This is a genomic window from Micromonospora sp. URMC 107 (assembly GCF_051386315.1).
Taxonomy (GTDB): domain Bacteria; phylum Actinomycetota; class Actinomycetes; order Mycobacteriales; family Micromonosporaceae; genus Micromonospora.
This window is the reverse complement of the sequence record NZ_JBPQTK010000010.1, coordinates 38,408-59,462: the sequence shown is the minus strand read 5'-3', so window position 1 is coordinate 59,462 and position 21,055 is coordinate 38,408. Positions and strand designations below refer to the sequence as shown.

At 72.6% G+C, this 21,055-nt stretch carries 20 protein-coding genes; 4 read left to right on the top strand and 16 right to left on the bottom strand.

The window, feature by feature from the left end:
- Positions 1 to 196 precede the first annotated feature (196 nt).
- Both ACSNN9_RS04010 and ACSNN9_RS04005 read right to left on the bottom strand, forming a co-directional pair.
- Complete coding sequence (locus tag ACSNN9_RS04010) at positions 197 to 1,837, bottom strand: MDR family MFS transporter (protein WP_436671260.1); 1,641 nt, start codon at positions 1,835 to 1,837, stop codon at positions 197 to 199.
- Complete coding sequence (locus ACSNN9_RS04005) at positions 1,834 to 2,301, bottom strand: MarR family winged helix-turn-helix transcriptional regulator (protein WP_436671259.1); 468 nt, start codon at positions 2,299 to 2,301, stop codon at positions 1,834 to 1,836. The genes ACSNN9_RS04010 and ACSNN9_RS04005 overlap by 4 nt, the downstream gene beginning before the upstream one ends.
- A gap of 110 nt (positions 2,302 to 2,411) precedes the next feature.
- Between ACSNN9_RS04005 and ACSNN9_RS04000 the strand changes: the two genes are divergently transcribed.
- The 3 genes from ACSNN9_RS04000 to ACSNN9_RS03990 all read left to right on the top strand — a co-directional run bounded on the left by ACSNN9_RS04000 (position 2,412) and on the right by ACSNN9_RS03990 (position 4,776).
- Positions 2,412 to 3,020, top strand: a complete 609-nt coding sequence (locus tag ACSNN9_RS04000) for a TetR/AcrR family transcriptional regulator (protein WP_436671258.1) — start codon at positions 2,412 to 2,414, stop codon at positions 3,018 to 3,020.
- 258 nt (positions 3,021 to 3,278) lie between these two features.
- Positions 3,279 to 3,734 carry a GNAT family N-acetyltransferase gene (locus ACSNN9_RS03995; protein ID WP_436671257.1) on the top strand — a complete coding sequence of 152 codons (456 nt, stop codon included), beginning with the start codon at positions 3,279 to 3,281 and terminating at the stop codon, positions 3,732 to 3,734.
- A gap of 214 nt (positions 3,735 to 3,948) precedes the next feature.
- Positions 3,949 to 4,776, top strand: coding sequence for an SGNH/GDSL hydrolase family protein (locus ACSNN9_RS03990; protein ID WP_436671256.1), 828 nt, complete (start codon positions 3,949 to 3,951; stop codon positions 4,774 to 4,776).
- A 69-nt stretch (positions 4,777 to 4,845) separates the two neighbouring features.
- Here ACSNN9_RS03990 and ACSNN9_RS03985 read toward each other — a convergent pair whose 3' ends face one another.
- From ACSNN9_RS03985 to ACSNN9_RS03920, 14 genes are all read right to left on the bottom strand, one after another.
- Positions 4,846 to 5,004: a hypothetical protein gene (locus ACSNN9_RS03985; RefSeq protein WP_436671255.1), complete on the bottom strand. Its 159-nt coding sequence runs from the start codon at positions 5,002 to 5,004 to the stop codon at positions 4,846 to 4,848.
- Between the two features lie 179 nt (positions 5,005 to 5,183).
- A complete protein-coding gene (locus tag ACSNN9_RS03980) occupies positions 5,184 to 6,425 on the bottom strand; it encodes a styrene monooxygenase/indole monooxygenase family protein (protein WP_436671254.1) in 1,242 nt (413 codons plus the stop codon).
- Positions 6,426 to 6,447: 22 nt separating this feature from the next.
- Positions 6,448 to 7,053: a GTP-binding protein gene (locus tag ACSNN9_RS03975; protein WP_436671253.1), complete on the bottom strand. Its 606-nt coding sequence runs from the start codon at positions 7,051 to 7,053 to the stop codon at positions 6,448 to 6,450.
- Complete coding sequence (locus ACSNN9_RS03970; RefSeq protein ID WP_357871150.1) at positions 7,031 to 7,375, bottom strand: DUF742 domain-containing protein; 345 nt, start codon at positions 7,373 to 7,375, stop codon at positions 7,031 to 7,033. The genes ACSNN9_RS03975 and ACSNN9_RS03970 overlap by 23 nt, the downstream gene beginning before the upstream one ends.
- 23 nt (positions 7,376 to 7,398) lie before the next feature.
- Complete coding sequence (locus ACSNN9_RS03965; RefSeq protein ID WP_436671252.1) at positions 7,399 to 7,860, bottom strand: roadblock/LC7 domain-containing protein; 462 nt, start codon at positions 7,858 to 7,860, stop codon at positions 7,399 to 7,401.
- Positions 7,857 to 9,101 carry an ATP-binding protein gene (locus ACSNN9_RS03960; RefSeq protein ID WP_436671251.1) on the bottom strand — a complete coding sequence of 415 codons (1,245 nt, stop codon included), beginning with the start codon at positions 9,099 to 9,101 and terminating at the stop codon, positions 7,857 to 7,859. Before ACSNN9_RS03960 ends, ACSNN9_RS03965 begins: the two co-directional genes overlap by 4 nt.
- 592 nt (positions 9,102 to 9,693) lie before the next feature.
- Positions 9,694 to 10,797 (bottom strand): hypothetical protein, encoded by a 1,104-nt coding sequence (locus ACSNN9_RS03955; protein WP_436671250.1) that lies wholly within the window; start codon positions 10,795 to 10,797, stop codon positions 9,694 to 9,696.
- Positions 10,798 to 11,257: 460 nt separating this feature from the next.
- Positions 11,258 to 12,040 carry a hypothetical protein gene (locus tag ACSNN9_RS03950; RefSeq protein ID WP_436671249.1) on the bottom strand — a complete coding sequence of 261 codons (783 nt, stop codon included), beginning with the start codon at positions 12,038 to 12,040 and terminating at the stop codon, positions 11,258 to 11,260.
- Positions 12,041 to 12,355: 315 nt separating this feature from the next.
- A complete protein-coding gene (locus tag ACSNN9_RS03945) occupies positions 12,356 to 13,396 on the bottom strand; it encodes a trypsin-like serine peptidase (RefSeq protein WP_436671248.1) in 1,041 nt (346 codons plus the stop codon).
- A gap of 166 nt (positions 13,397 to 13,562) precedes the next feature.
- On the bottom strand, positions 13,563 to 15,602 hold the full coding sequence (locus ACSNN9_RS03940; RefSeq protein WP_436671247.1) for a hypothetical protein: 2,040 nt from the start codon (positions 15,600 to 15,602) through the stop codon (positions 13,563 to 13,565).
- A gap of 167 nt (positions 15,603 to 15,769) precedes the next feature.
- Entirely contained in the window at positions 15,770 to 16,624 is an 855-nt protein-coding gene (locus ACSNN9_RS03935) for an alpha/beta fold hydrolase (RefSeq protein ID WP_436671246.1), read from the bottom strand.
- 208 nt (positions 16,625 to 16,832) lie between these two features.
- On the bottom strand, positions 16,833 to 17,996 hold the full coding sequence (locus ACSNN9_RS03930; RefSeq protein WP_436671245.1) for an alpha/beta hydrolase family protein: 1,164 nt from the start codon (positions 17,994 to 17,996) through the stop codon (positions 16,833 to 16,835).
- 177 nt (positions 17,997 to 18,173) lie between these two features.
- The gene (locus tag ACSNN9_RS03925) at positions 18,174 to 19,811 is read right to left on the bottom strand and encodes a WD40 repeat domain-containing protein (RefSeq protein WP_436671244.1); all 1,638 of its coding nucleotides are present in this window, start codon (positions 19,809 to 19,811) and stop codon (positions 18,174 to 18,176) included.
- Between the two features lie 107 nt (positions 19,812 to 19,918).
- Entirely contained in the window at positions 19,919 to 20,278 is a 360-nt protein-coding gene (locus tag ACSNN9_RS03920) for a hypothetical protein (RefSeq protein WP_436671243.1), read from the bottom strand.
- 579 nt (positions 20,279 to 20,857) lie between these two features.
- On the opposite strand from ACSNN9_RS03920, the gene ACSNN9_RS03915 reads away from it, so the two are divergent.
- Entirely contained in the window at positions 20,858 to 21,049 is a 192-nt protein-coding gene (locus ACSNN9_RS03915) for a thiazolylpeptide-type bacteriocin (RefSeq protein WP_436671242.1), read from the top strand.
- The last annotated feature ends 6 nt before the right edge of the window (positions 21,050 to 21,055 follow it).

Here is a 21,055-nt window from a genome sequence, read left to right as displayed (position 1 = left end):
CGGCGCTCGTCGCTCGTCGACGCGGCGAGCCCGGGACGACGACACGGGGTGCGCGGCCGGCCGGCCGGGCCGCCGGTGCCGCCCGGCCGCGTCCGGGAGGCACCAGGAGCGGCCACCGGAAGCGGCGCGTCCGGGCCGTCGAGGGCGGCCGGGGCCTGACGCACGATCCGGAAGCCTGACGACAGCGGGGCCGGCGTCAGCGGCGCGCCGGCGCCGCCCGCCCGGCGGCGTCCACGCTCACCTGGTCGAAGGCCGGAGCGCCGTCGACGGCGTCGGCGGCCACGGCCGTCGACCTGGCGGGGTCGGGCAGATCCAGGCTGCTGCGCAGGCCGACCGGCTTCAGCAGGACCGCGGCGATGACGCCGACGACGGCGATCGCGGCGGAGATGAGGAAGATGTGGCCGGTGGCGTCCCCGTACGCCGCGCGGACGATCTGCTGCACCGCGCCGGGCATGGCGTCGAGGTTCAGGCTGCCGGCTCCCGCGCTGCCGGAGGCGGGGATGCCGGCCGCCGAGAGATCGGCGGTGATCTGGTCGGTGACCTGCCGGGCGAGGACCGCGCCGAGCACCGAGACGCCGATGGTGCCGCCGAGCGACCGGAAGAACGCTACGGTGGAGCTGGCCGCGCCGATGTCCCTGAGCGAGACGGTGTTCTGCACGGCGAGGACGAGGTTCTGCATCGTCATGCCGACCCCGACACCGACGATGAACATGGCCGTGCCGACCAGCACCAGCGAGGTCTCGTGGTCGATGGTGCCGAGCAGGGCGAAGCCGATGACGAGCACGACCGCGCCGAACACGATGTACGGCTTGATCTTCCCGGTCCTGGTGATCAGCCGGCCGGCGACGATCGACGAGATGAGGACGCCGGCCATCATCGGGATGGTGAGCAGCCCGGCCTCCGTCGGGCTGTAGCCGCGTCCGATCTGGAAGTACTGGCCGAGGAAGACGGCGCCGCCGAACATCGCCATGCCGACCGCCAGGCTGCCCAGGATGGCCAGGGCGGTGGTCCGCTGACGGACGAGATCGAGCGGGACGACCGGCTCGTCAGCCCGGGACTCCACCCGGACGGCCAGGGCGAGCAGCGCGACCGAACCGCCCACCATGGCGGCGGTCTGCCAGGAGGCCCAGGCGAACGAGTCGTCCACGAAGGAGATCCAGATGAGCAGCACGCTGACGCCGGCGGCGATCAGGGTCGCGCCCAGGTAGTCGATCTTCACGTTCTCGCGACGGACCGTCGGCAGGCGCAGGGTGAAGTGCAGGAGGACGAGCGCGATGGCGGCGACGGGGACGCCGACGAAGAAGCACCAGCGCCAGCCGAGCCAGGACGTGTCGACGATGAGCCCGCCCAGCAGCGGGCCACCGACCGTCGCCACCGCCATGACGCCGCCGAGGTAGCCGTTGTACCGGCCACGCTCCCGGGGCGGGATCATCGCCGCGATGGCCACCTGGACGAGGGCCTGGAGGCCGCCGACGCCGATGCCCTGGAACGCGCGGGCGGCGATGAGCTGCTCGGCCGTCTGGGCGAACCCCGCGATCACCGAGCCGACCAGGAAGACGGCGATGGCGACCTGGACCAGGAGCTTCTTGTTGAACAGGTCGGCGAGCTTGCCCCAGATCGGGGTGGTCGCTGTCGCGGTGAGCAGGGTGGCCGTGACCACCCAGGTGTACTGGGTCTGCGACCCGTTCAACGCGCCGATGATGTTCGGCAGCGCCGTCGAGACGACGGTGCCGCTGAGCATCGCGACGAACAGCACCAGCAGCAGGCCGCTGAGGGCCTCCAGCGTCTGCCGGTGTGTCATCGGCGCGTCGCCGGCCGTGGTGGTGGGTGCGCTCATCGCGCGGCCTCCAGGTTGTCGTGGTGTCCGAGGGCGGTCTCGATGTCGCGGGTGAACCGGCCGAGCGCGGCGGCGAGAGCCGCCACCTCCGCGGGGGTCCAGTCGGCGAGCGCGGTGTCGAGGATCCGGCCGTACCAGTCGTAGGTGTCGGTCAGGGCGGCCCGCCCGGCCGGGGTTACGGTCAGCAGGCTGGCCCGCTTGTCGGCGGGGTCGGCCCGCCGCTCGACCAGGCCGTGGCTGACGAGCGAGGCGACGGCGCGGCTGACGGTCGACGGGTCCAGCCCGCTGCGGGCAGCCAGCTCGCGGGCGTGACAGTCGGCGGGCAGCTTCTCGATCTGCATGAGCAGGCCGGCGAGGCCGACCGGCACGGCCGGCCGGACGTCGGCCCGGTGCCGTTTGATCAGCCGTACGCTCCTGATCAGCTCGGACAGCCTCGTACCGAGCTCGCGGCCGACAGTCTCCACGCCGCCCTCCCCTGCCGCAGATGGTTGCCGCACACAAGCATCTGCCGATCTTGCTCAATGTGCAAGTTTGCGCGATGAGAACTGAGTCACCGCCCCGTAGGCTGTCGCCCATGGAGGAGACCACCGGGCTGCGCGAGCGCAAGAAGGCGGCCACCCGCCTCGCCCTGCACGAGGCGGCCCTGCGCCTCGCCACCGAGTACGGGCTCGACCGGGTGACCGTGGAGGCCATCGCCGACGCCGCGAACGTCTCCCGCCGGACGTTCTCCAACTACTTCTCCAGCAAGGAGGAGGCCGTCTTCCACGGCGACGCCGTACGGCTGCGCCGGCTGCTGGAGCTGGTCCGCCGGCAGCCGACCGACGCGCCGCCGTGGGCCGCGCTGAGCGGGGCCGCCGAACGCCTCGCCGTCGAGGCGTACGGCAACGCGCCGCCCTCCTGGCTGGTCCGCCGCCGACAGCTACGCGGCCACCCGGGCCTCGTCGCGCACCAGATCGCGGCCTACACCACCATCGAGCGCGAACTCGCCGACGACATCGCCCAGCGGCTGACCGGCCCCGACCGGGCACTGCGGGCCCGCGTCCTGACGGCGACCTTCCTGGCCTCCCTGCGCGTCGCCATCCAGCACTGGATCGACCACCCCGACGGGCCGCTGCTCGACGTCCTCCTGACCGCGCTCGCCGAGGCCGGCTCCGCCGCGCCCGCGCCACCCGCGGCCCGCTGACGCCCGACGGCGTCGCCGAGGAGGAGGTCGACCGCCGCCACGCGACGCTGCCCGAGGGCGGCACGGTGCACATGCCCCTGGGCAACCACGGTTTCAGCCGCAGGTTCGGCTGGACCGACGACCGCTTCGGTGTCTCCTGGCAGCCAACCTCGCCTGGCGCGCTGGCCACGGACCGACGCGGCGACGCGGGGCGCAGGACCCCGGAACCCCGGCGTCGGCCGCCCACGTCCCCAGGCGACCTGTTGCTATGGTCCCACCATGCACCCGACAGGTCGCGTGTGGACGGCGGGCGGAATCGAGCTGGTGTCGCGCTTCCCCGTCGACGACCTGGAGCTCAGCGCCCTCCACGCCCGGGCCTTCGGTGGCGCTGTTGGGCAGGTGACGCCGTGGGGCGAGCGGCTGGAGCGGCACGCGCTGACGTGGGTCGGCGCCTTCGACGTCGGCCGCCTGGTGGGCTTCGTCCAGGTCTGCTGGGACGGCGGGGCGCACGCCTTCCTGCTCGACACGGCGGTGGACCCCGGGTGGCAGCACAGGGGGATCGGCGCGGGCCTGGTCCGGGCTGCGGCCGACGACGCTGCGGCTGCGGGCTGCGAGTGGCTGCACGTCGACTTCGAGGCGCACCTGGAGCCGTTCTACCTCGAGCGGTGCGGGTTCCGCCCCACGTCCGCGGGCCTGCTGCGACTGCCCGGCCGTCAGCGCGCCGAGGGGGCATAGCCAGCCGAGCGCCTGCGCGGCCACCGTCGGGCGGGGTCGCCGGTCGGCCGGCGGCCCCGCCCGCGAAGTCAGCAGGGGCTCCTGACACCAACGCCCGGGGCGACCGAATTCGCCGGGGCGGAACGGAGCCCGGAGGGACAGTCAGCCGACCACTTCCGCACGGCGCGGCCTTCTGCCAACCTGATATCCATCACTTTCGATGTCAGGAGTGCCCGTGTCGTTCTCTCGCCGTGCGACAGCCGCCCTCGCCGCGGTCGCCCTGCCCATGGTCACCGCGCTCACCGTCGGCCTCGCCGCCGCACCCGCCCACGCCGCCGCCTCCACCTACACCGCGCTCGGCGACTCGTACGCCTCGGGCACCGGCACCCGGGAGTACTACTCCGACAGCGGCTCGTGCCAACGCTCCCGGCACTCCTACCCGGTCCTGGGCGCCGCCCGGCTCGGCGCCACCCTCACCTTCCCGGCCTGCGCCGGCGCGACGGTCTCCGGCGTGCTGAACGGGCAACTGGGCAGCCTGAACGCCTCGACGACCTACGTCACGGTGACCGCCGGCGGCAACGACATCGGCTGGTCGTCGGTGATCGTGCAGTGCGCGCTGCCCTGGCCCGCCACCTGCTGGTCCCAGATCGACGACGCGGAGAACCAGATCCGCAACATCCTGCCGGGGCGGCTGGACCAGCTCTACTCCCGGATCCGGACCCTCGCCCCGAACGCCCGGGTCGCGGTGGTCGGCTACCCGAGGCTGTTCAACGGCGAGGAGTGCAACCTCATCGCCAGGATCTCCCCCGGCGAACAGGCCGAGCTGAACGCCGCCGCCGACCTGCTCGCGACGACCATCCGGAGCCGAGCGGTCGCCCACGGCTTCACCTTCGCCGACGCCCGGGGCCCGTTCACCGGCCATGCCGTCAGCGACGACGTCGAATGGCTCAACGGCACCTCGAACCCGCTCGGCGAGTCGTACCACCCCAACCGGGCCGGCCACGTCGGGTACGCCGGCATGGTGCAGGCCGCCTTCAGCGGCGCCACGGCCCGGCGGTCCTGACCGCGCGCGACCCCGTCGGACGCCTGAGCGTCGGCCCTGACGCCGCCTGGGCGGCGTCGGGGCCGACGCTCAGGACGACGCCTCGACCTGGCCGTCGTAGGCGATGCTGCGCCACAGGTCGAACTGGCGGTCGTTGCCGGCCAGGGGGTTGCCGGCCAGCGCGACGCCGGCGTGCGTGCGGGACGGACCGTCCCCCTGGTAGATCGAGGTCGACCGGCTGGACGGCATCAGCCACGGGGGCGACCAGGACCTGGCTCTCGACCTCGACGCCCGGGCCTTCCTCGACGGCCTGAGCACCGACGTGCCGATCCCGGCCGCCGAGGTCGCGGGCCCGACGCCGGCGCCGTGATCCGCCGTCGGCCCGCAAGCCCCGTGCCGACCGGGGTGGCTGTCGAGAGGCGCCCGGCTCAGCTGGTGGCGAGGAGCGCCAGGTAGCGCTCCGCGGCGTCGGGCGTCATGAACCAGTCCTGGAAGTCGTTCGGGTCGGAGAATCCGTTGGCGAAGCGACGGGCGATCGTCGGATTGGTGGACGCCGCACCCAGGATCTGTTGCACGTGCGGCGGCAGCGGCTGGAGCATCGCGTTGGTCCAGGCGGTGACCGCCTGCCCGGCGCCCGCCCAGAACCGTTCGAAGGTCTGGGTCATCCACTGCCCGTCGAAGGGCCGGTCACCCCGTTCCAGGATGGACCCGAGGTACGAGGAGGCGCACTTCGCCGCGGTGTTGCTGCCCTGGCCGGTGATCGGATCGTTGGCGACCACGACGTCCGCCATGCCCAGCACGAGGCCACCCGAGGGCAGCTCCGCCACCGGGCGGCGCACGGTCGGGGTGTACCGGCCCGACAGGGTGGCCCGCCCGTCCGTCAGCTCGACGTCGGCGCACCGCTCGTGGATCCAGGGCGTGTACTGCCGCACCAGCTCGAGGGTCAGCTTGAGATGCTCCGCCGGATCGAGCCGCTCCTTCCACAGGTCGAGCGGGCCGTCGGGCACCGCCTCCCAGAAGAGGATCTCGCATGGCCCGGACAGGGTCAGCCCCGGGATGACGAACAGCTCCCCCAGTCCCGGCACCGCGTTGAAACTGACGTGCGGCACCGGCCACAGCGGGTCCGGCGTCATGCCGTGCACGTAGGCGACGGCGAGCCCTCGCTGGGGCGCGGTGTACACCGACCGTTGCGGGTCCCGGTCGAAGACGCCCACCAGGTCGCCCTTGCCGGCCGCGACGATGGTCAGGTCGTAGCGGCCGAGCCGGGTCAGCCCGTCCAGGTCCGCGGTCGTCACGCCCTGGTAGTGGACGGTGCCGCCGCGCTGCTCGAACAGCTCCAGCCAGGCGGCCATCTTCAGCCGCTGGTCGGTGCTCTGCGCGTAGCGGTCCAAGGGGCAGGGGATGCGCAGCGCGCGTTGGCCGGGCGGGGCCGACAGGGACACGTGCAGCCCTTCGATGCGCGGCGACTGCTCCTGCCACAGGTTCAGCCCGTACTGGCGTTCGGTGTCCAGGGCCGCCGCGAACATGGCCTGGGTGCTCATCACCCAGCCACGCCGGATCTCATCAGGCGTACGGGCCGACATGATGGTGACGTCGTACCCTTCGGCGAGCAGGCTCAGGCCGAGCTGCAGCCCGGACTGGCCCGCTCCCACGATAAGAACTCTGCGCATGTGATGCCTCCAGGTATGTGAGCTACCGGACCGCCAGCGCGCCCGGGACCGGGCCGGTGGTGCGCGTCATGGTGTGTTCGACGACCGCCAACAGCGCCCTGGCGACCGACGAGGGTTCGCGCGCGTCGCAGGTGATCAGCGGGATCTCGGCGGAGAGCGTGAGGGCCTCTCGGACGTCCTCCAGACGGTGCGCCAGCGCGCCGTCGAACAGGTTGACGCAGACCACGAACGGCACGTCGCTGTCCTGCTCGAAGTAGTTCACCGCCGGGAACGACGCCTCCAGGTTCCGCGTGTCGGCCAGGACCAGCGCGCCGACCGCTCCCCGGCAGAGGTCGTCCCACATCGGCCAGAACCGTGGCTGGCCGGGCGTGCCGAACAGATAGAGCACCAGGTCCGGGCCGATCGTCAGCCGGCCGAAGTCCATTGCCACGGTGGTGGTCGTCTTGTCGATCCCCGGGTCCAGTCGGTCCACCGTCTCGCTCGCCGCCGTCATCCACGCCTCGGTGTTGATCGGGGGGATCTCCGAGATGGACTGGACGCAGGTCGTCTTGCCGACCCCGAACCCGCCGGCGATGACGATCTTCGCGGAGGTCACCAGGGGGCTGTCAGGCAAGCTGGCGAAGGCCATCGCGCAGTCTCTCCAGGAGGCGGTCGTCAAACGGGGAGGTGTAGGGGTCGGCGTGGATCCGCAGCCGGTCCGTGGCGGCGAGGTCGTCGATGACCACGCGGGTCACGCCCAACGACGTGCCGCACACCGCCGAGAGTTCGGCGACGGACCGCATGTTCCTGGCCTGCTCGTAGAGCGTGCGCGCCTCCGGCAGCAGACCGGAGGCGAAGACGGCGTCGTAGTACGGCACCGACACCAGGGTGTGCACCAGCAGGGGTTGCCGGGTGCGGGTGCGCCCGCCGGTCAAGACGTAGGGCCGCACCTTCCAGTACGTGGTGGGCACGTTCGCTCCCTTGGCTGCGGACACTAGCGGGGTGGCTGGCTGGCGGTGAGGCGGTGCAGCTCGTTGCGGATCTGCGGGGTGAGCACGTGCCCGACGGCCCCCACGAACTGCGCCATGTGGTAGGAGACGACCCGTAGGTCGCAGCCCGCGGCGGCGGCCACGGTCAGCCCCGCCGACTCGCCGACCCGCATGAACATCAGGTGCCCGCGCGGCAGCCGGACCGTCAGGTACTCCGACGCGCCGAGGTCGAGCAGGTCGGCGCTGCGGTCGGCCATGCTGAGCAGTCCCGCGGTCAACGCGGCGAGCTGGTCACCCAGGTCCCGGGAGATCCCGCGGGAGGCCGCGAGCTGCAGACCGTCGAGGGACACGATCAACGCATGGGTGACGCCGGGCACCTCGTCGGCGAACTGGCTCACCAGCCACGCGAAGTCCTGATGGCCTGGAAGGCCGGCCTGCGGCCCGCCGCCGCTGTTCGGGTAGGTCATGGCAGATGTCCTCGGGGTTGCGTGCTCGTGGGTGCCTGCGCGTCGGCGATTCCGGCCGCGAAGGCCGCCGTCTCGTCCGGCCAGCTGTCGCGGTCCGACGGGGACGCCCGTCGCGGTGGCGCTTCGGGCCCCGGCGGCCGGCTTCCGCCGCCGAGCTGCCCGTCCGCGCGCACGCTCGCGCGTACGCGTCGGGGAAGGCCCCCGGCGGCCGGCTGCCGTGCGGCAGGGCCACGGCTGTCGCCGGTCGGCTGGCCGTGCACGAGCGTCAGGCGCGACGCGGGCGACTGCGCGCCGCGGTCGGCCGGCGCCTGCGCCGCTGTCGGACGGGTGCCGTCCTGCGCCGGCGGCCGATCGGTCGGCGACCCCGGCCGCTGCGCGTCGAAGGGTGGGGAGGCGGCCGGTCCCGGTCGGGTCGCGGGCGTCATTTCGCACAGCAGCGCCCCGGGAACCAGCACGGTCGCGGTGGTGCCGCCCGAGGGCCGGTTGGTGAGGCTGACCCGTAGCTGGTGGGCGCGGGCGAGATACGAGACGACGACGAGGCCCAGGTGCGCCGCGGGGTTGGCCGCGGCCGGCGCGGAGGCGTTGCCGGCGAGCATGGCGTTGAGCGCCCCGAGCTGGTCGGGCTTGACGCCGACGCCGGCGTCCTCGAGGCGGAGCAGCACGCCGCCGGCCTCGGTGACGTACGCGGAGACGATCACCGAGGAGGTGGGCGGTGAGAAGCGGGTCGCGTTGTCCAGCAGTTCGGTGAGCACCCGGATCACGTCGTCGGCGGCGAACTCCACGATCCCGAGGCTCACCACGTGCCCGACCCGGATCCGGGGGTAGTGCTCGACTGCCGAGCTCGCGGCCCGGATCACGTCCACCAGCGCGACCTTCTGCGGGTCGGCGTCCTCGACGCGTCGACCCAACAGGACCTGCAGGTTCTCCGCGTGGCGGCGGATACGGGTGTTCGCGTGGTCGATGCGGTAGAGCCTCTCGAGCCGCTCCGGATCCTGCTCGTCGGCCTCCACGGCCTCCAGGTGACTGCCCATCTGGTAAGCGGAGGCGAGGATGCGCAGCGCGAACTGCTCGCAGATCGCCGGCCACAGGTTCTCCACCTGATCCGGTGTGGACGACGGTCGCCGCGGTGGCGGCGCCTCCTCCCGGGCGAGCGCCCACTGCGCGACCGTCGGGTCCAGCCAGCGAGCCATCCGCTGCCGCCAGGTCACCCGGGCAGGGCTGCTGGGATGCGGCGTTGTCATTACGTCGTGCTTCACGAACTTCCCGACCTATCGGTTTTCACGCGTTCTGACACGATGCAGCAGTCAACCATCGTCTTCGACCGATCGCAACGTTTGCGAGGGAAGTTGGGTACGTTTTCACATTCGGCGAGACGGGGCCGCCCCGCCGGCCGACCGACCATCATCGACTCGCTGTCTAGAGCGGCGGCGCGGCCATCAACGTCACACCGGGTCCGCCCGGCGTACCGGCCCGCGGTGAGCCGGTGCCGGTTCTCGTACCAGAAGCCCCGGTTGACGCAGTACCGGTAGGCCACGTCGTCGGGCAGCTCGGCCAGGGGCTGCTGCGCGTCGAGGTCGAAGATGTTGTCCCAGTAGACCTCGCCAGGTGGCGCAGCGGCACCCCCGCCGGGCCCGTGCGGCGGGCGGTCTCCAGGAGGGTGGGATAGACCGACCGCATCGCCTCGTACGACCAGGAGGTGCGCTCGCCGCCCGTGCGGGCCGTGCAGCGGTGGCAGGCGCAGCTGCCGTAGCCCGGATGGGCGACGCCGTCCGCTGACGGTGCTCGCCATCAACATGGGCCTGGGCGACGTCACGCTCGGCGCGGTGTTCGCGTTCAGGCACCGTCGGCGCCGCCGGAGCGGTCGACGTCCGCCGGCTGGTCGGACAGCCGCTGGTAGCGCTGCACCGCGAGCAGGACCGCCAGCTGACCGAGCGCGCTGACGGCGGCGGCGAACTGGTCGAGGTAGAACACCAGCAGGTTCACCACGCTCAGCGAGGTGACCAGGCCGGCCCGGGCGATCTCCACGGCTCGGCGAGCCACCCCCCGCAGCAGCAGCCCGGCGGCCACGACGAGCGCGGTTCCCACGCAGGCGTCCAGCAGCGCCCGGACGAGCAGGAGCAGGACCCCGCGGCGGTCCTGGATGTCGACGCGGGCGAACTCGTTGGCGGTGGCGAGCACCCCTCCGGTGGTTCCGTCACGCAGGTCGACGGCGACCGCGACGATCGTGGTGAGGTCGCTGAGGGTGACGAAGCCCAGTAGCCCGAGTGCCACGACCAGCCCGACGCGCAGCCGAGGCCGGGTCAACGACCGAGCCACCCGCGCCCGCACGGCGACCGCGATCCGGGAGATCCGTCCGGACCGCTGCTCGTGCGGCGGCAGCACCCCGGGCCCGGTCAACTCCAGCAGCGCCGCAGCCAGCGGCCGCAGCCGGTCGCCGTCCGGGCTCTCGGCGGCGGTGCCGAGCCATCGCCGCAGCTGCGCCCGGTCCCGTTCGCCGAGTCTCCCGTCGACGGCCTCGCCGAGCAGCTCCAGCGCGGCGTGCAGTTGCGCGCGGGTGCCCTCGACCCGCGTGCTCCGGGCGCGCACGTACAGCCACACGGCGATGAGGAAGGCCGCGTAGGCGATGGGCGCGGCGGCCGGGAAGAAGTAGTCGTTGTCGGCGGTGATGAACTTGCCGACCTCGTCGATGAAGAGCCCTGTGCCGATCCCGGCCAGCAGCGCCGCCCAGAACAGCGCGGCCCGGTTGACGACGAGCAGCGGGACGAGCGAGGCGACGAACAACGACAGGCCACCCCACAGGGCGTGCGAGATGTGCAACGTACCGCCGCCGACCTGCGGATAACCGGTCAGCGCCAGGAACGCGCGGGTACCGAGCACCGCGCCGCCGAACCCGATCAGCATCGCCAGCATGTAGCGCTCCGCGTCCAGTCGCGCCACCAGGCGCCGAGACGACCGACGGTGACGCCGCCGGTGGGACGGGATGCTCATGTGGACAGCAAACACCCGACCGCCGGGTGCCGGTGGCACCTCCGCCAAACGCGGGCGTCAGCCGCCGTGCCGTGTTGCGCGCCGCGGCGTTGGGCGCGGGCGCCCATGACCGTGGGCGGGGTGCTGATTCCCGCAACCGCGCGCCGCACCGACGATCCACAACCCGTCGCATACCCGGTCACCGACACCTGGGAGGGCCACCTCCGTCGCGGTTCGCTCGGCGGCATCGACTACGGCATGGCCGTGGACACGGCACTGCCCGCCTGCGGCGCCGGCACCATCCAGAAGCTGGCGGGGACCTCCCGCGCGGGAGGTCCCGCGGCGACCGCGGTGATCCAGGTGGCGTCCACGGTTCGACAGCGGTCCTTGCCGCCCTTCGCCCGATCGGATGACGGCGGCTCCGCCGGCCTCAGCGGCGGGCGCCGCCGGGCCGACCTCGGCCGGTTCCGGTGGCCCGGTGGCCGACGCGCGGAGCCCGTACCACCGCGGCGTTGCCCGCCCCGGGGCGGAAGTCCCGCGCCGCGCCGGCGACCAGCTCGTCGGGATCGCTGCCGAGCGCCTGCCGAATGTGCGGCGGAACCAGCTCCGACGTCGCCACCGCCATCCGCACCTGCACCGAGCGGTCGTCGACCAGGCGTCGCAGGTCCGCGTCGTCGAGCTCGACCGCGAGCACGAGCGCGGCGCGGACGTCCGCCACGGGATCCTGGGCGAGTGCGCTGCGCTGGGCGGCGGTGGTCCGCGGGTTGCGAGCGAGTCCCTTGCGTACGCGCGCCGTGCGATCGGCCATCAGGGCGGTGATCACGTCGGGGTCGTGGGTGTGGGTGGCGAGTCGTTCCCGTACCTCGGGTGAGACGTCGTCGACCAGCCGCGCGGCCAGCTCGGGCTCCAGTTCGCGCGTCTCGGCGAGGAGACCGCGAAGCTCCTTGTCGGGAGCCTGCGCCATGACCCGGCGAACCGACTCGTCGCAGGCCGGATTGCCGGCGACCGCCCAGCGGACCCACCGGTCGGCGTCCTTGACGAGCAGCAGGAGATTGCCGACCGAGGTCGAGGGGTTTCTCGCCACGGCCTCCCGGACGTGACGATCATGATCCCGGGCCAACGGCCGCAGCGCCTGCGCGGGCGCGTCGGTACGGGTCGCGACCGCCTTGCGGACCTCGGCCGACGGATCGGACGCCAGGTCGATGAGGGTCATCTGTGGCGTGGTGGGGTCCTGCGCGACGGCGAGCCGCGCGTCGACGCTGCCACCCGTCGCATCGTCCGCGGCGGCACCTGACGCACTGTGACGGTCGGGTCCGCCGACGTCCTGCTGTTTCCCCATGGGCGCCATCATGTCACGGGCCACGCCGTGGACCGGCCGGGCCGGGTCGGCCGCCCAGGGGTGATCGACACCACCACCTGGGCGGCCGAGGAACTCGACGGCGGTGCCGTGGCAGCCGGTACGACGGCCAGACGCCTCAGCTCCCGGTGCGGCTGGCCCGGCCCACGCCGATCCGCCGTTCGGCGCCGGTCAGTTCTTGGCCTTCGCGTAGTCGAAGAGGTCGGCGACGTCCTCGTCGAAGTACGGGCCGTACATGTTGCCGGAGAACTTGTACGAGGCCACCGAGTTCACGTACCCGAAGCCCTGGGAGTTGTTCCAGGCCCGCAGGAACGGCCCGCCGCTGGTGCCCTCGTTCAGCGGGCAGTCCACGAGCTTGACGCGCTGCGTTCCGGCGGCCTGCGTCGTGCTCTGGCAGTAGTGCTGCCACCTGCCGTCGAACGGCGCGGCGCCGGGATAGCCGAGCAGGGTGACGGCGACGCTGCGGGGGTAGTTGAAGCTGATGCCCTCCCCGCCGGTGACGTCCACCAGTCGTTTGCCGTTGCGCGGCCACACGGTGACGAAACCGTAGTCCCACCACAGGATGTCGTGGTTGACCCAGCCCTTGGTGGAGGTCATGCTCCGGGCGCTCCACAGCCCCCAACTCGACGGGCCGTCGGCGTAGTTCGGGGCGAAGACCCAGTTGGTGTACCAGTTGTCGGAGCCGTCGCCGGGGTGCAGGCAGTGCCCGGCGGTGGAGACCAGGTTCGCCTTGGCCGTGTTGACCGCGCTGGCGGAGCAGAAGTGGTCCCCTCCGTCGACGTCGGTGAAGAAGACCCGCCCGACTCCGGGCGAGGGATTGACGGACTGGATCCCCGCCCCGGCGGAGGCGTTCCGGGCCGAGACCGATGCACCGGGGGTCGCCGTGCCCGTGCCGCGCGGACCGATCGGCTCCGCGCCCGAGCGCGGTTCGCCGACCCGGCCCGGCCGGTCCTCGGCCTCCCCGGCCAACTCCTCCCCGCCCACCGGCGGATCCAGCGGCGTCGCGGATCGCATCCGCTCCGGCGTCCAGTACGCGTCGGCCAGGGCCTGCGCGGCCGCCGCGTCCCGGATCGGCCGGCCGTGGAACGTCGCCTCCGCCTCAGAAGGGATCCCGTTCGGCGTGGTCGTGCTCGCCTGTGCCGGCGTGCCGACCAGAGCGAGCCCGCAGAGCATGGCGGTGGCCGCCGAGATGATGCCGTAACGCCTTCGCACCCGATCCTCCTTAGGAGCCGGCCCGGGTGGCCATCCGCCACGGGGGCCCGGCACAGGTGACGCTAGGGCGCTGACCCGCCGCCGGGCAGTTGTCTGTCGGCATTGATCCACAGACATGTATCTGCTTGCGGCCGGACGTGCCCCTTCGGCAGGACCGGTCACCGCGTCACGGGCAGGGCGTCCGCGCGCAGACGTCGATGACCTTGCCGGTGAGCAGGAACACCGCCTTCTGTTTCTGGGCTCCGGCCTGGGCGCGCGGGAACTCGTGCGAGTCGTCGCCGTACTCCGGCCCGGCCGGGGCGAGGTTGGTCGGCGGTGGCGCGTACGCCGCGCCGCTGTTCCAGACCACGATCGCCGAGCCGGCGTACGGGTAGCTGCGGATCGGCGCGATGCCCCAGTACGGCCGCACGTCCGGTGACCAGCCGTCGGCGAGCGCGGGGGTGTGCAGGCGGGCGCCGATCGTGCGCGCCTGCACCTCCGCCGCGGCGGGGGAAACCTGCTGGTCGCCGAAGGCCACGTGCATCAGCACCCGGTGCGCCGGGGTCCCCGGCAACGGCCGGTCGGTCATGTGCTGGGCGTACCCGTTGGCCTCGGACCGGTCCCACAGCATCTGCAGCAGCGCGAGAATCAATTGCTGGTCGGCCTTGTCCGGGTAGTGGCCGTCCATGATCGTCTGGAACGGGGTGAAGGCCACGCTGCGTTGCAGCAGCGTGGAGTAGTTCATCCCCGGCACGCCGAGCACCGACCGGGTCCAGTCCTGTGCGATGGCGGTGAGCGCGCCGCCGTTGATGCCGCCCTGGCTGTTGCCGTCGTAGTGCAGCCCGCCGGCCACGTCGATCAGCGGCCGTGCGGCGGCGTCCCGGAACGCCGGGTGGGCGGCGAACCCGCCCGGGTGGATCATCGCCCGGCCCAGGAAGAGGAAGTTCAGGAAGCTCTGCTGCAACCGGTCCACCACCGAGGGAAAGGCACTGAGGCCGGTGAAGGCGCCGGCCACGTAGGGCACGTCGGCGGCGGCCATGCCGATCCAGCTGGTCGCGCAGAAGGTGAAGTCGTACGTGTGCGACATCGTCCTGACGTTGCCGGCGTTGATCTCGGTCGGCCTGCCGAGCAGGCCGTGGCCGTAGAGCGAGAGGTGCGCCGGCTTCGCGGCGGAGGCACTGCGCGGGATGTTGCAGACGAAGTCCGCCGCCACCGTCGCGCCGGACGGCGTGGGCAGCGCGTCCGGCGTCGGTGGCGTCCTGCCGCCGCCGGCCGGCCCGTAGTGCAGCCGGGAGCCGGGCCCGCCGTCGCCGGTCAGGTAGGACGGCACGTCGACGGTGCCCGTCACCTGCCGGGCGATCAGCGGCTCCTGCTCCGGCGGGTAGTCGGTCACCTTGTTGACGGTGAACGACGGTGCGGCGCGGCCGAGGGCGGCGAACGCGCCGTCCCGGACGGCCAGCATCCGCCCGGTCAGACCGTGCCGGCTGGCCACGGTGAAGTCCCAGGCGAGGTAGAGGCTGTGCCGCTGGACGCCGGCCCTGGTCAGGTCGGCGAGGATCCGCTTCATCTGCGGGACACGGCGGTCCCGATGGTCGAGGCCGGCACCGGTCACGTACGCCGTGAAGCCCTTCGGCGCCGGGATGAGCGCTCCGGTGCCGTCGCGCAGGCCGCGCAGGCCGACGACGTACCGGGTGCCCTCGGTCAGCGCCACCGCCGGCCGGATGATCAGCAGTTGCCGGTCCGGCTGGCCGGCCGCGTGCGCGTCCGGCTCGGCCCAGTACGGCGTGCGCCTGCCGGTCCGGGCGTCGAGCAGCACGATCGGCGCGTCCGGCGCCAGCGAGCGGCCGATGTCGGTGACCGGCGCGATCCCGGTCGCCGCGGCGTCGAGGCCGGGCACGCGGACCAGGATCGGCGAGCCGGGACTGAACCCGTCCTGCCGGTTCCATTCCGTCGGGTCGATCGGGTTCCCCCGCGCGTTGGCGGGCATCGCGGAGGCCGCGAGCCGCACCCGCTTGCCGGTCGGGCTGCTCCGATCCGGCACGGTGAAGTAGTCGTTCGGAAACGGCAGCAGGCACGCCGTCGGGTCGATCGGGTCGCAGGCCCGGTGCCCGGCCGGTGCGGGAGCCGCCGGCGGCGCCGCGGCTGCGGCCGCACCCAGGAGGACGGCGCCTGCGGTCACCAGCACGGACACGGCGAGACGGAGCCGTCGGGGTGTGGACACGCGCATCTCCTCCGGCACTGGACGGTCGTCCGGCGCAGGGGCCGACGACGGTGGTGGAGCGTGGCCTTCTTCCTACGCCCGTCGATGGATCCCGGCAAGGGGGCGGCCCGTCCTGATCCCGCGTCGGCAACGAGGTGCGGGAGCGCGCCGCCCCCACACCTGCGAGGTGACGCCTACAGCGCGAGCATCGCCGCGGCGACCTCGTCGGCGGCCGCCTCGGGGATCGCGGTCGCGGCCCGTTCGAGCACGAGCAGCCGCGCGCCAGGGATCTCGCGCGCGAGCGCCTCGCCGTTGCCGACCGGGAAGAACGGGTCGCGACGACCGTGCACCACGAGCGTCGGTGTCGCGAGTTCGGGCAGGCGCTCGCGCCAGCGCGGCTCACAGTCGAGCCTGGAGAACACCATGCCCAACTGGTTGGCCAGATGGACCGCGGGCTCCGTGCCCGGCGTACGGTCGAAGATGCGCTCGGCGGTCGCGCGCGCCGCGGCGGGGTCGTTGCCGAGGATCTCTGCGCCGGCGGTGGCGAACTCGGCCACGGCGGCGCGGTCCGACCAGTCGGGCGTCGGGAGCGCGAACCGCCGGGCCAGCGTCGCCGCGTCGTGGTCGGGCAGGTCGTCGTCGACCGGGCCCGGCGCGACGGGCCGCGTCCCGACGAGGGTGAGTGCCGAGAACGCCTCCGGGTGGTCGAGCGCGGCGACCTGGGCGACCATCCCGCCGACGCCGATGCCCGCCAGGTGCGCCGGCCGGTGGTCGAGGCCGCGGGCGAGCGCGGCGGCGTCGGCGGCGAGGTCGCGCAGCGTGTACGCCGGCGCCTCGGGGTCGACGGTCGTCGACGCGCCGGAGTCGCGCAGGTCGTAGCGCACGACGTGACGCCCGCCGCGCGCGAGCGCCGCGCAGAGCGCGTCGGGCCAGGAGAGCATGGTCGTGCCTCCCGCCAGCAGTACGAGGGGTGCCGCCGGATCGCCGAAGTGCTCGACCCCGAGCGTCACGCCGTCGGGCGTACGGAACGAGTGGGCCGTCGAGTGCATCGTCAACCTCCAGGACACTGCGTCGCTGCGGCACACGCTACGCGCGCAACGTCGTCCGCCGCCTCGACACCAGCGCCGACTCAGGGATCCAACAAAGATCAGGACCGCTGTCGGTCGAAGTCGGTGATCGTACTGCTGCTCGACACGAGCCTGCCGTACGTCGTCAGCCCGCAGGACCCTTCATGCATGCGCGCCCCGGACACCGAACTTACTGTGGGGTGGCGGTGAAGAGCCGCAGCCGGTCGGCCCGGGCCTGCGGCGGCGTCGAGGTGTCGTGTCCGCAGGGGTATTCGCGCCACTCCTTGGGTTCGGCGGCCGCGTGGAACAATCGCAGCCCTTCCGACACGTAGACGACCTCGTCGCCGCTGCCGTGCTGGAACAGCAGCCGCCGGGCGCCCGGTACCGCGACGTAGGATACTGGCTCGTAGCGGTGCATGAACTCCACGTAGGCGTCGGCTACCGGATCGTTCTGCGGCAGGCTGGCGGCGGCGACGCGCTGGAGGGTGCCCGAGCCGTAGGACGCGAGGGCCAGCGCGAAGAGGCGCGGCTCCACCGCACTGAGGATGGCACCCAGATGCGCGCCGCCGCTGTGCCCGAAGTAGCAGAGCCGGTCGGCCCGCTCGGTCAGCAGGTCGAGGCCGCGGAGCTGGGTCAGCACCGCGGTCCGCATGGCGTCGGCCGAGGCCCGCTGGTCGCCGTGCGGCGGCAGTCGGTAGGCCGTCAGCAGCGCGGTCATGCCACGCTCGGCCATGCTGGTGGCCTCGTCGACGAAGAAGTGCCGACCGTCGTCGGTACCGCCGTGGGCGAGGATCACTCCGGTGCCGTTCGGCCTGGCCGGGACGATGAGGGTGGCGCGGGCGCGGCCACCGGCGCCGTGGTCGTAGGTGAGTTCGCTGATGGTGAGGTCCCCGGTCACCACGTGGCGGTGGCGTTCGACCTCGAGTGGGGCGTCGCGGTCATAGTCGAACGCAGCCGTCTCCATGCACCCTCCTCGACCGGCGCGGCCTCCGTGGAGCCGTACGTTCGCACGGCAGCCGGGATCGGCCAATCGAAATTCGGGCGGCTGACCGTGCCGCGACGAAGAGGGCCGGTTCAACCCACCGCTCGCCATGAACCGCTCGAACGCTGCCGGCAGAGCAAGGCCGTGCCGCGCGAGACGTCGGTTGAGCGCGTCGAGACCACCGATGGACACCGGATCTGGTGGCATGTAGAACGACCCGGGCCCCGCCGCCTCGGGAGTCAGCCAGTCGAAAGTCCCGTTGAGCAGCCGTTCGGGCAGCGGCGGTAGCTTGCCGTACGTCTCGTCGTTGTAGACCTCACCCAGCCCATACGGCCCCCGCCCGGTCGCTGCCCATGCGCGCGAGAACCTCACCGCTCACCTCCATCGCGCGCTGCCAGGTCGTGAGCCATTCTGGGCAGTGTGCCAGTAGCGGCGGATCTCTGAGGAGGGCCGGGGTCCAAGGCGAAGCCCGACGTCTTCGAGGCAGCCTCGCAAAGAACCACGTCGGGCTGCCGACGACCTGAGCGGGCACTCGACGGGTCCGACCAGTCAGAACGGGGCGTCCACCGGGAGTCGACGCACCTGTGTCAGGTAGGGGTCCAGCTCTCCCACCTCGAACCGGCAGGTGCCGATGACGTGCCAGAACTGACCGCCCGGATCACCATCCAGCTTGTACCGCCCGTCCGGGCTGACCGCAGCCCAGCCGTCCGGCAGGCCGATCAGGGTGGCGCGCAGCTGAGCGTGCTCCGGGTCCACGACATCCCAGAGCCGGATGGTGCCGTCATCACCGGCGCTGGCGAGCATGCTGCTGTCCGGGCTGAACGCCACCGACCAGACCCGTCGGGTGTGCGCGGCCAGGGTGCCGTGCAGCCGACCGGTGCCCGGATCCCACAGCCGGATGATCAGGTCGTCCCCGGCAGTGGCGAGCAGCGCGCCGTTCGGGCTGAACGCGCAGGACCAGAGCCGGCCGGTGTGCTCGGTGAGCACCGCGCGCCGTTCGCCGGTGAGGACGTCCCACACCACGGCGGTGCCGTCGTTGCTCGCGCTGGCGAGCAGCGTCCCCTCGCTGTTGAAGCTCACCGCGTACACCCGGTCGGTGTGCTGCTCCAATGTGCGGCGACAGGTCGCGGTGGCCGCGTCCCAGAGCCGGACGAGGTGGTCGTCGCAGCCGGTGGCGATGACCTCGCCGTCCGGGCTGAACGCCACCGCCCGGACCCGGCCCCGGTGCGGGGTGAGGGTGGCGAAGTGCCGGCCGGTACGCCGGTACCACAGTCGGACCGTGTCATCGTCGTTGGCGGTGGCCAGCGCATCGCCATCCGGGCTGAACGCGGCCGCCCAGACATGGTCGGTGTCCACGTTCAGCTCGCGTTCGTCGACCCCGGTGTCGGTGTTCCACAGGTGCACGCCGCCGTCCCCGCTCGGTGCGGCGACCAGCGGCTCACCCGGACAGAACACGGCGGAGAGCAGCCGGTCGGCCGGGCTGGTGAACTGCCGGACCAGCCGCCCGGTGCGCGGCTCCCACAGCCGCACCACACCGTCGTTGCCGCAGGCGGCCAGCACCTCGCCGTCGTCGCGGAAGGACAGCGAGGTGACCCGCCGCCCGTGCCCACGCAGGGTGTGCTGAAGCTGCCCGGTCCGCGCGTCCCAGAGCCGGGTGGTGCCGTCGTTGCTGCTGGTCGCCACCTGGGCCTGGTCCGGCCGCCACACCACCGGCCAGACCGAGCCGCGGTGCCGGCTCAGCTCGTGCCGGAGCTGGCCGTCGGCGGTGGTCCAGAGCTGGATCGCGCCGTCGCTGGCGGCCGTGGCGAGCATGGTGCCGTCGGCGTTGAACCGGACGCTGTAGATCGCGCCACGTTGCCGGTCCAGCACCCGGACCGCGCGGCCGGTCTCCACCTCCCACAGCCGCAGCGCGCCATGCGTGTCGCCGGTTGCCATCAGCCCGCCGTCGGGGTGCACGTCGAGGGCGTAGACGTCGGCCTCGTGGCCGCGCGGCTGGCGCAGCAGCTCCCCGTCGGCGGCCCGGCGGATCCACACCCGGCCGTGCTGTCCGACGGCGACCAGCGACCGGCCGTCCGGGGTGTGCACCACCCGGTAGACCACCTCCGGCTCCCGCACCTCGAAGGCGAGGTCGCCCGAGGCGATGTCCCAGCCACGGACCGCGCCGGCGCCCGCCCGCAAGGACCGCACTGCCCGGGTCCTGCAGCTCCTGAACGTGATCGGTCAGAGGCTCAACGCGTGTCCACCGCGGACGGTCCGCGCTCCGGTGGGTCGGGTACCGGTGCGGCTGTCAGGGCTCAGACGACGTCGAAAATGTCGAGGACCGTCCGGCGCGGGCTGTGCGGTGGGATGAGCAACGACGACAGTGGGCCGAGGACGAGACCGACGACTCCCGCCACAGCCCCGATCACGAAAGGTGCGCTCTCGTTCCGGTCCACGGCGGCGACCGCCGTGGCTACGCCCCAGGCGGCGAGGTATCCGCATGGCGTGGTCAACAACGCCGGCCAGAGACGACCGCTGCCCGCGACCACCGTCATGATGAACACCACGCCGATGGCGCCGATGCCGGCGGTGACCGGATACAGGTCGTGCTGGACACCGCCGACGATCGCGGCACAGATCGCCGAAGCGGCCGGCACGGTGAGCACGAAGGTCACCAGGACGACCAGGAAGTTCCCGAGGCGGGTCCGCATGGTTCCAGGAGACTAGTGCCAGGGCGCACGGGTGCCGCCGCAGGGGCGGTCACGGTCTCAGGGGCGGAATCGCCTCGTTGGCTCTGGCCCACGAGTGGCTGTGACGGACCTCGACACACGCCCTGGTCGCGCTCCATCAGCTTTCGTGGTCCCCAGAATGGCAAAGGGCCGACCCGATTTCGGATCAGCCCTCACATCCGCATACCCGGGCAGAACGACATCACGCACCACGTCCGAATGCCCTCTCATGTCGGCCACTCCTCCCCCGGCGGGCCGTCGCCGTTACCGGGTCCGTGACGGCGAACGGTCAAGGACCCGCCCTGGCACCATGAAGGTCCGGGCGTCGTGCGCCGGATGACACGTCACCCACCGAGGGGTCACCCAGGGGCGGAACCCCGGCCGGGCAGGCAGCGGTGGCCCCCGAGCGTGGGTAAGTAGTGATGTCGGCAAAACTACTGACGACGCTCCGCACCGGCCGCCGGAAGAATCTCTGCCATCCCGGCCTGGCCCGGGCCTCATCCCACCTCGAAGGGAGGTGACCACATGCCGATTGAACGAGAAGACGACGAGTTCGAGCTCGACGATCTCGACCTCAGCGGCCTGACCGTGACGGTCATGCGCGACACCGTCGCGATCCCCGAGTCCGGGGCGTCCCGGATCAGCGCGTGCGCGGCGTCCTGCTCCTGCTCCTACGTACCAGAAGACCCGATATGGGGCACGAACAGTGCTGTCTGAGTGACG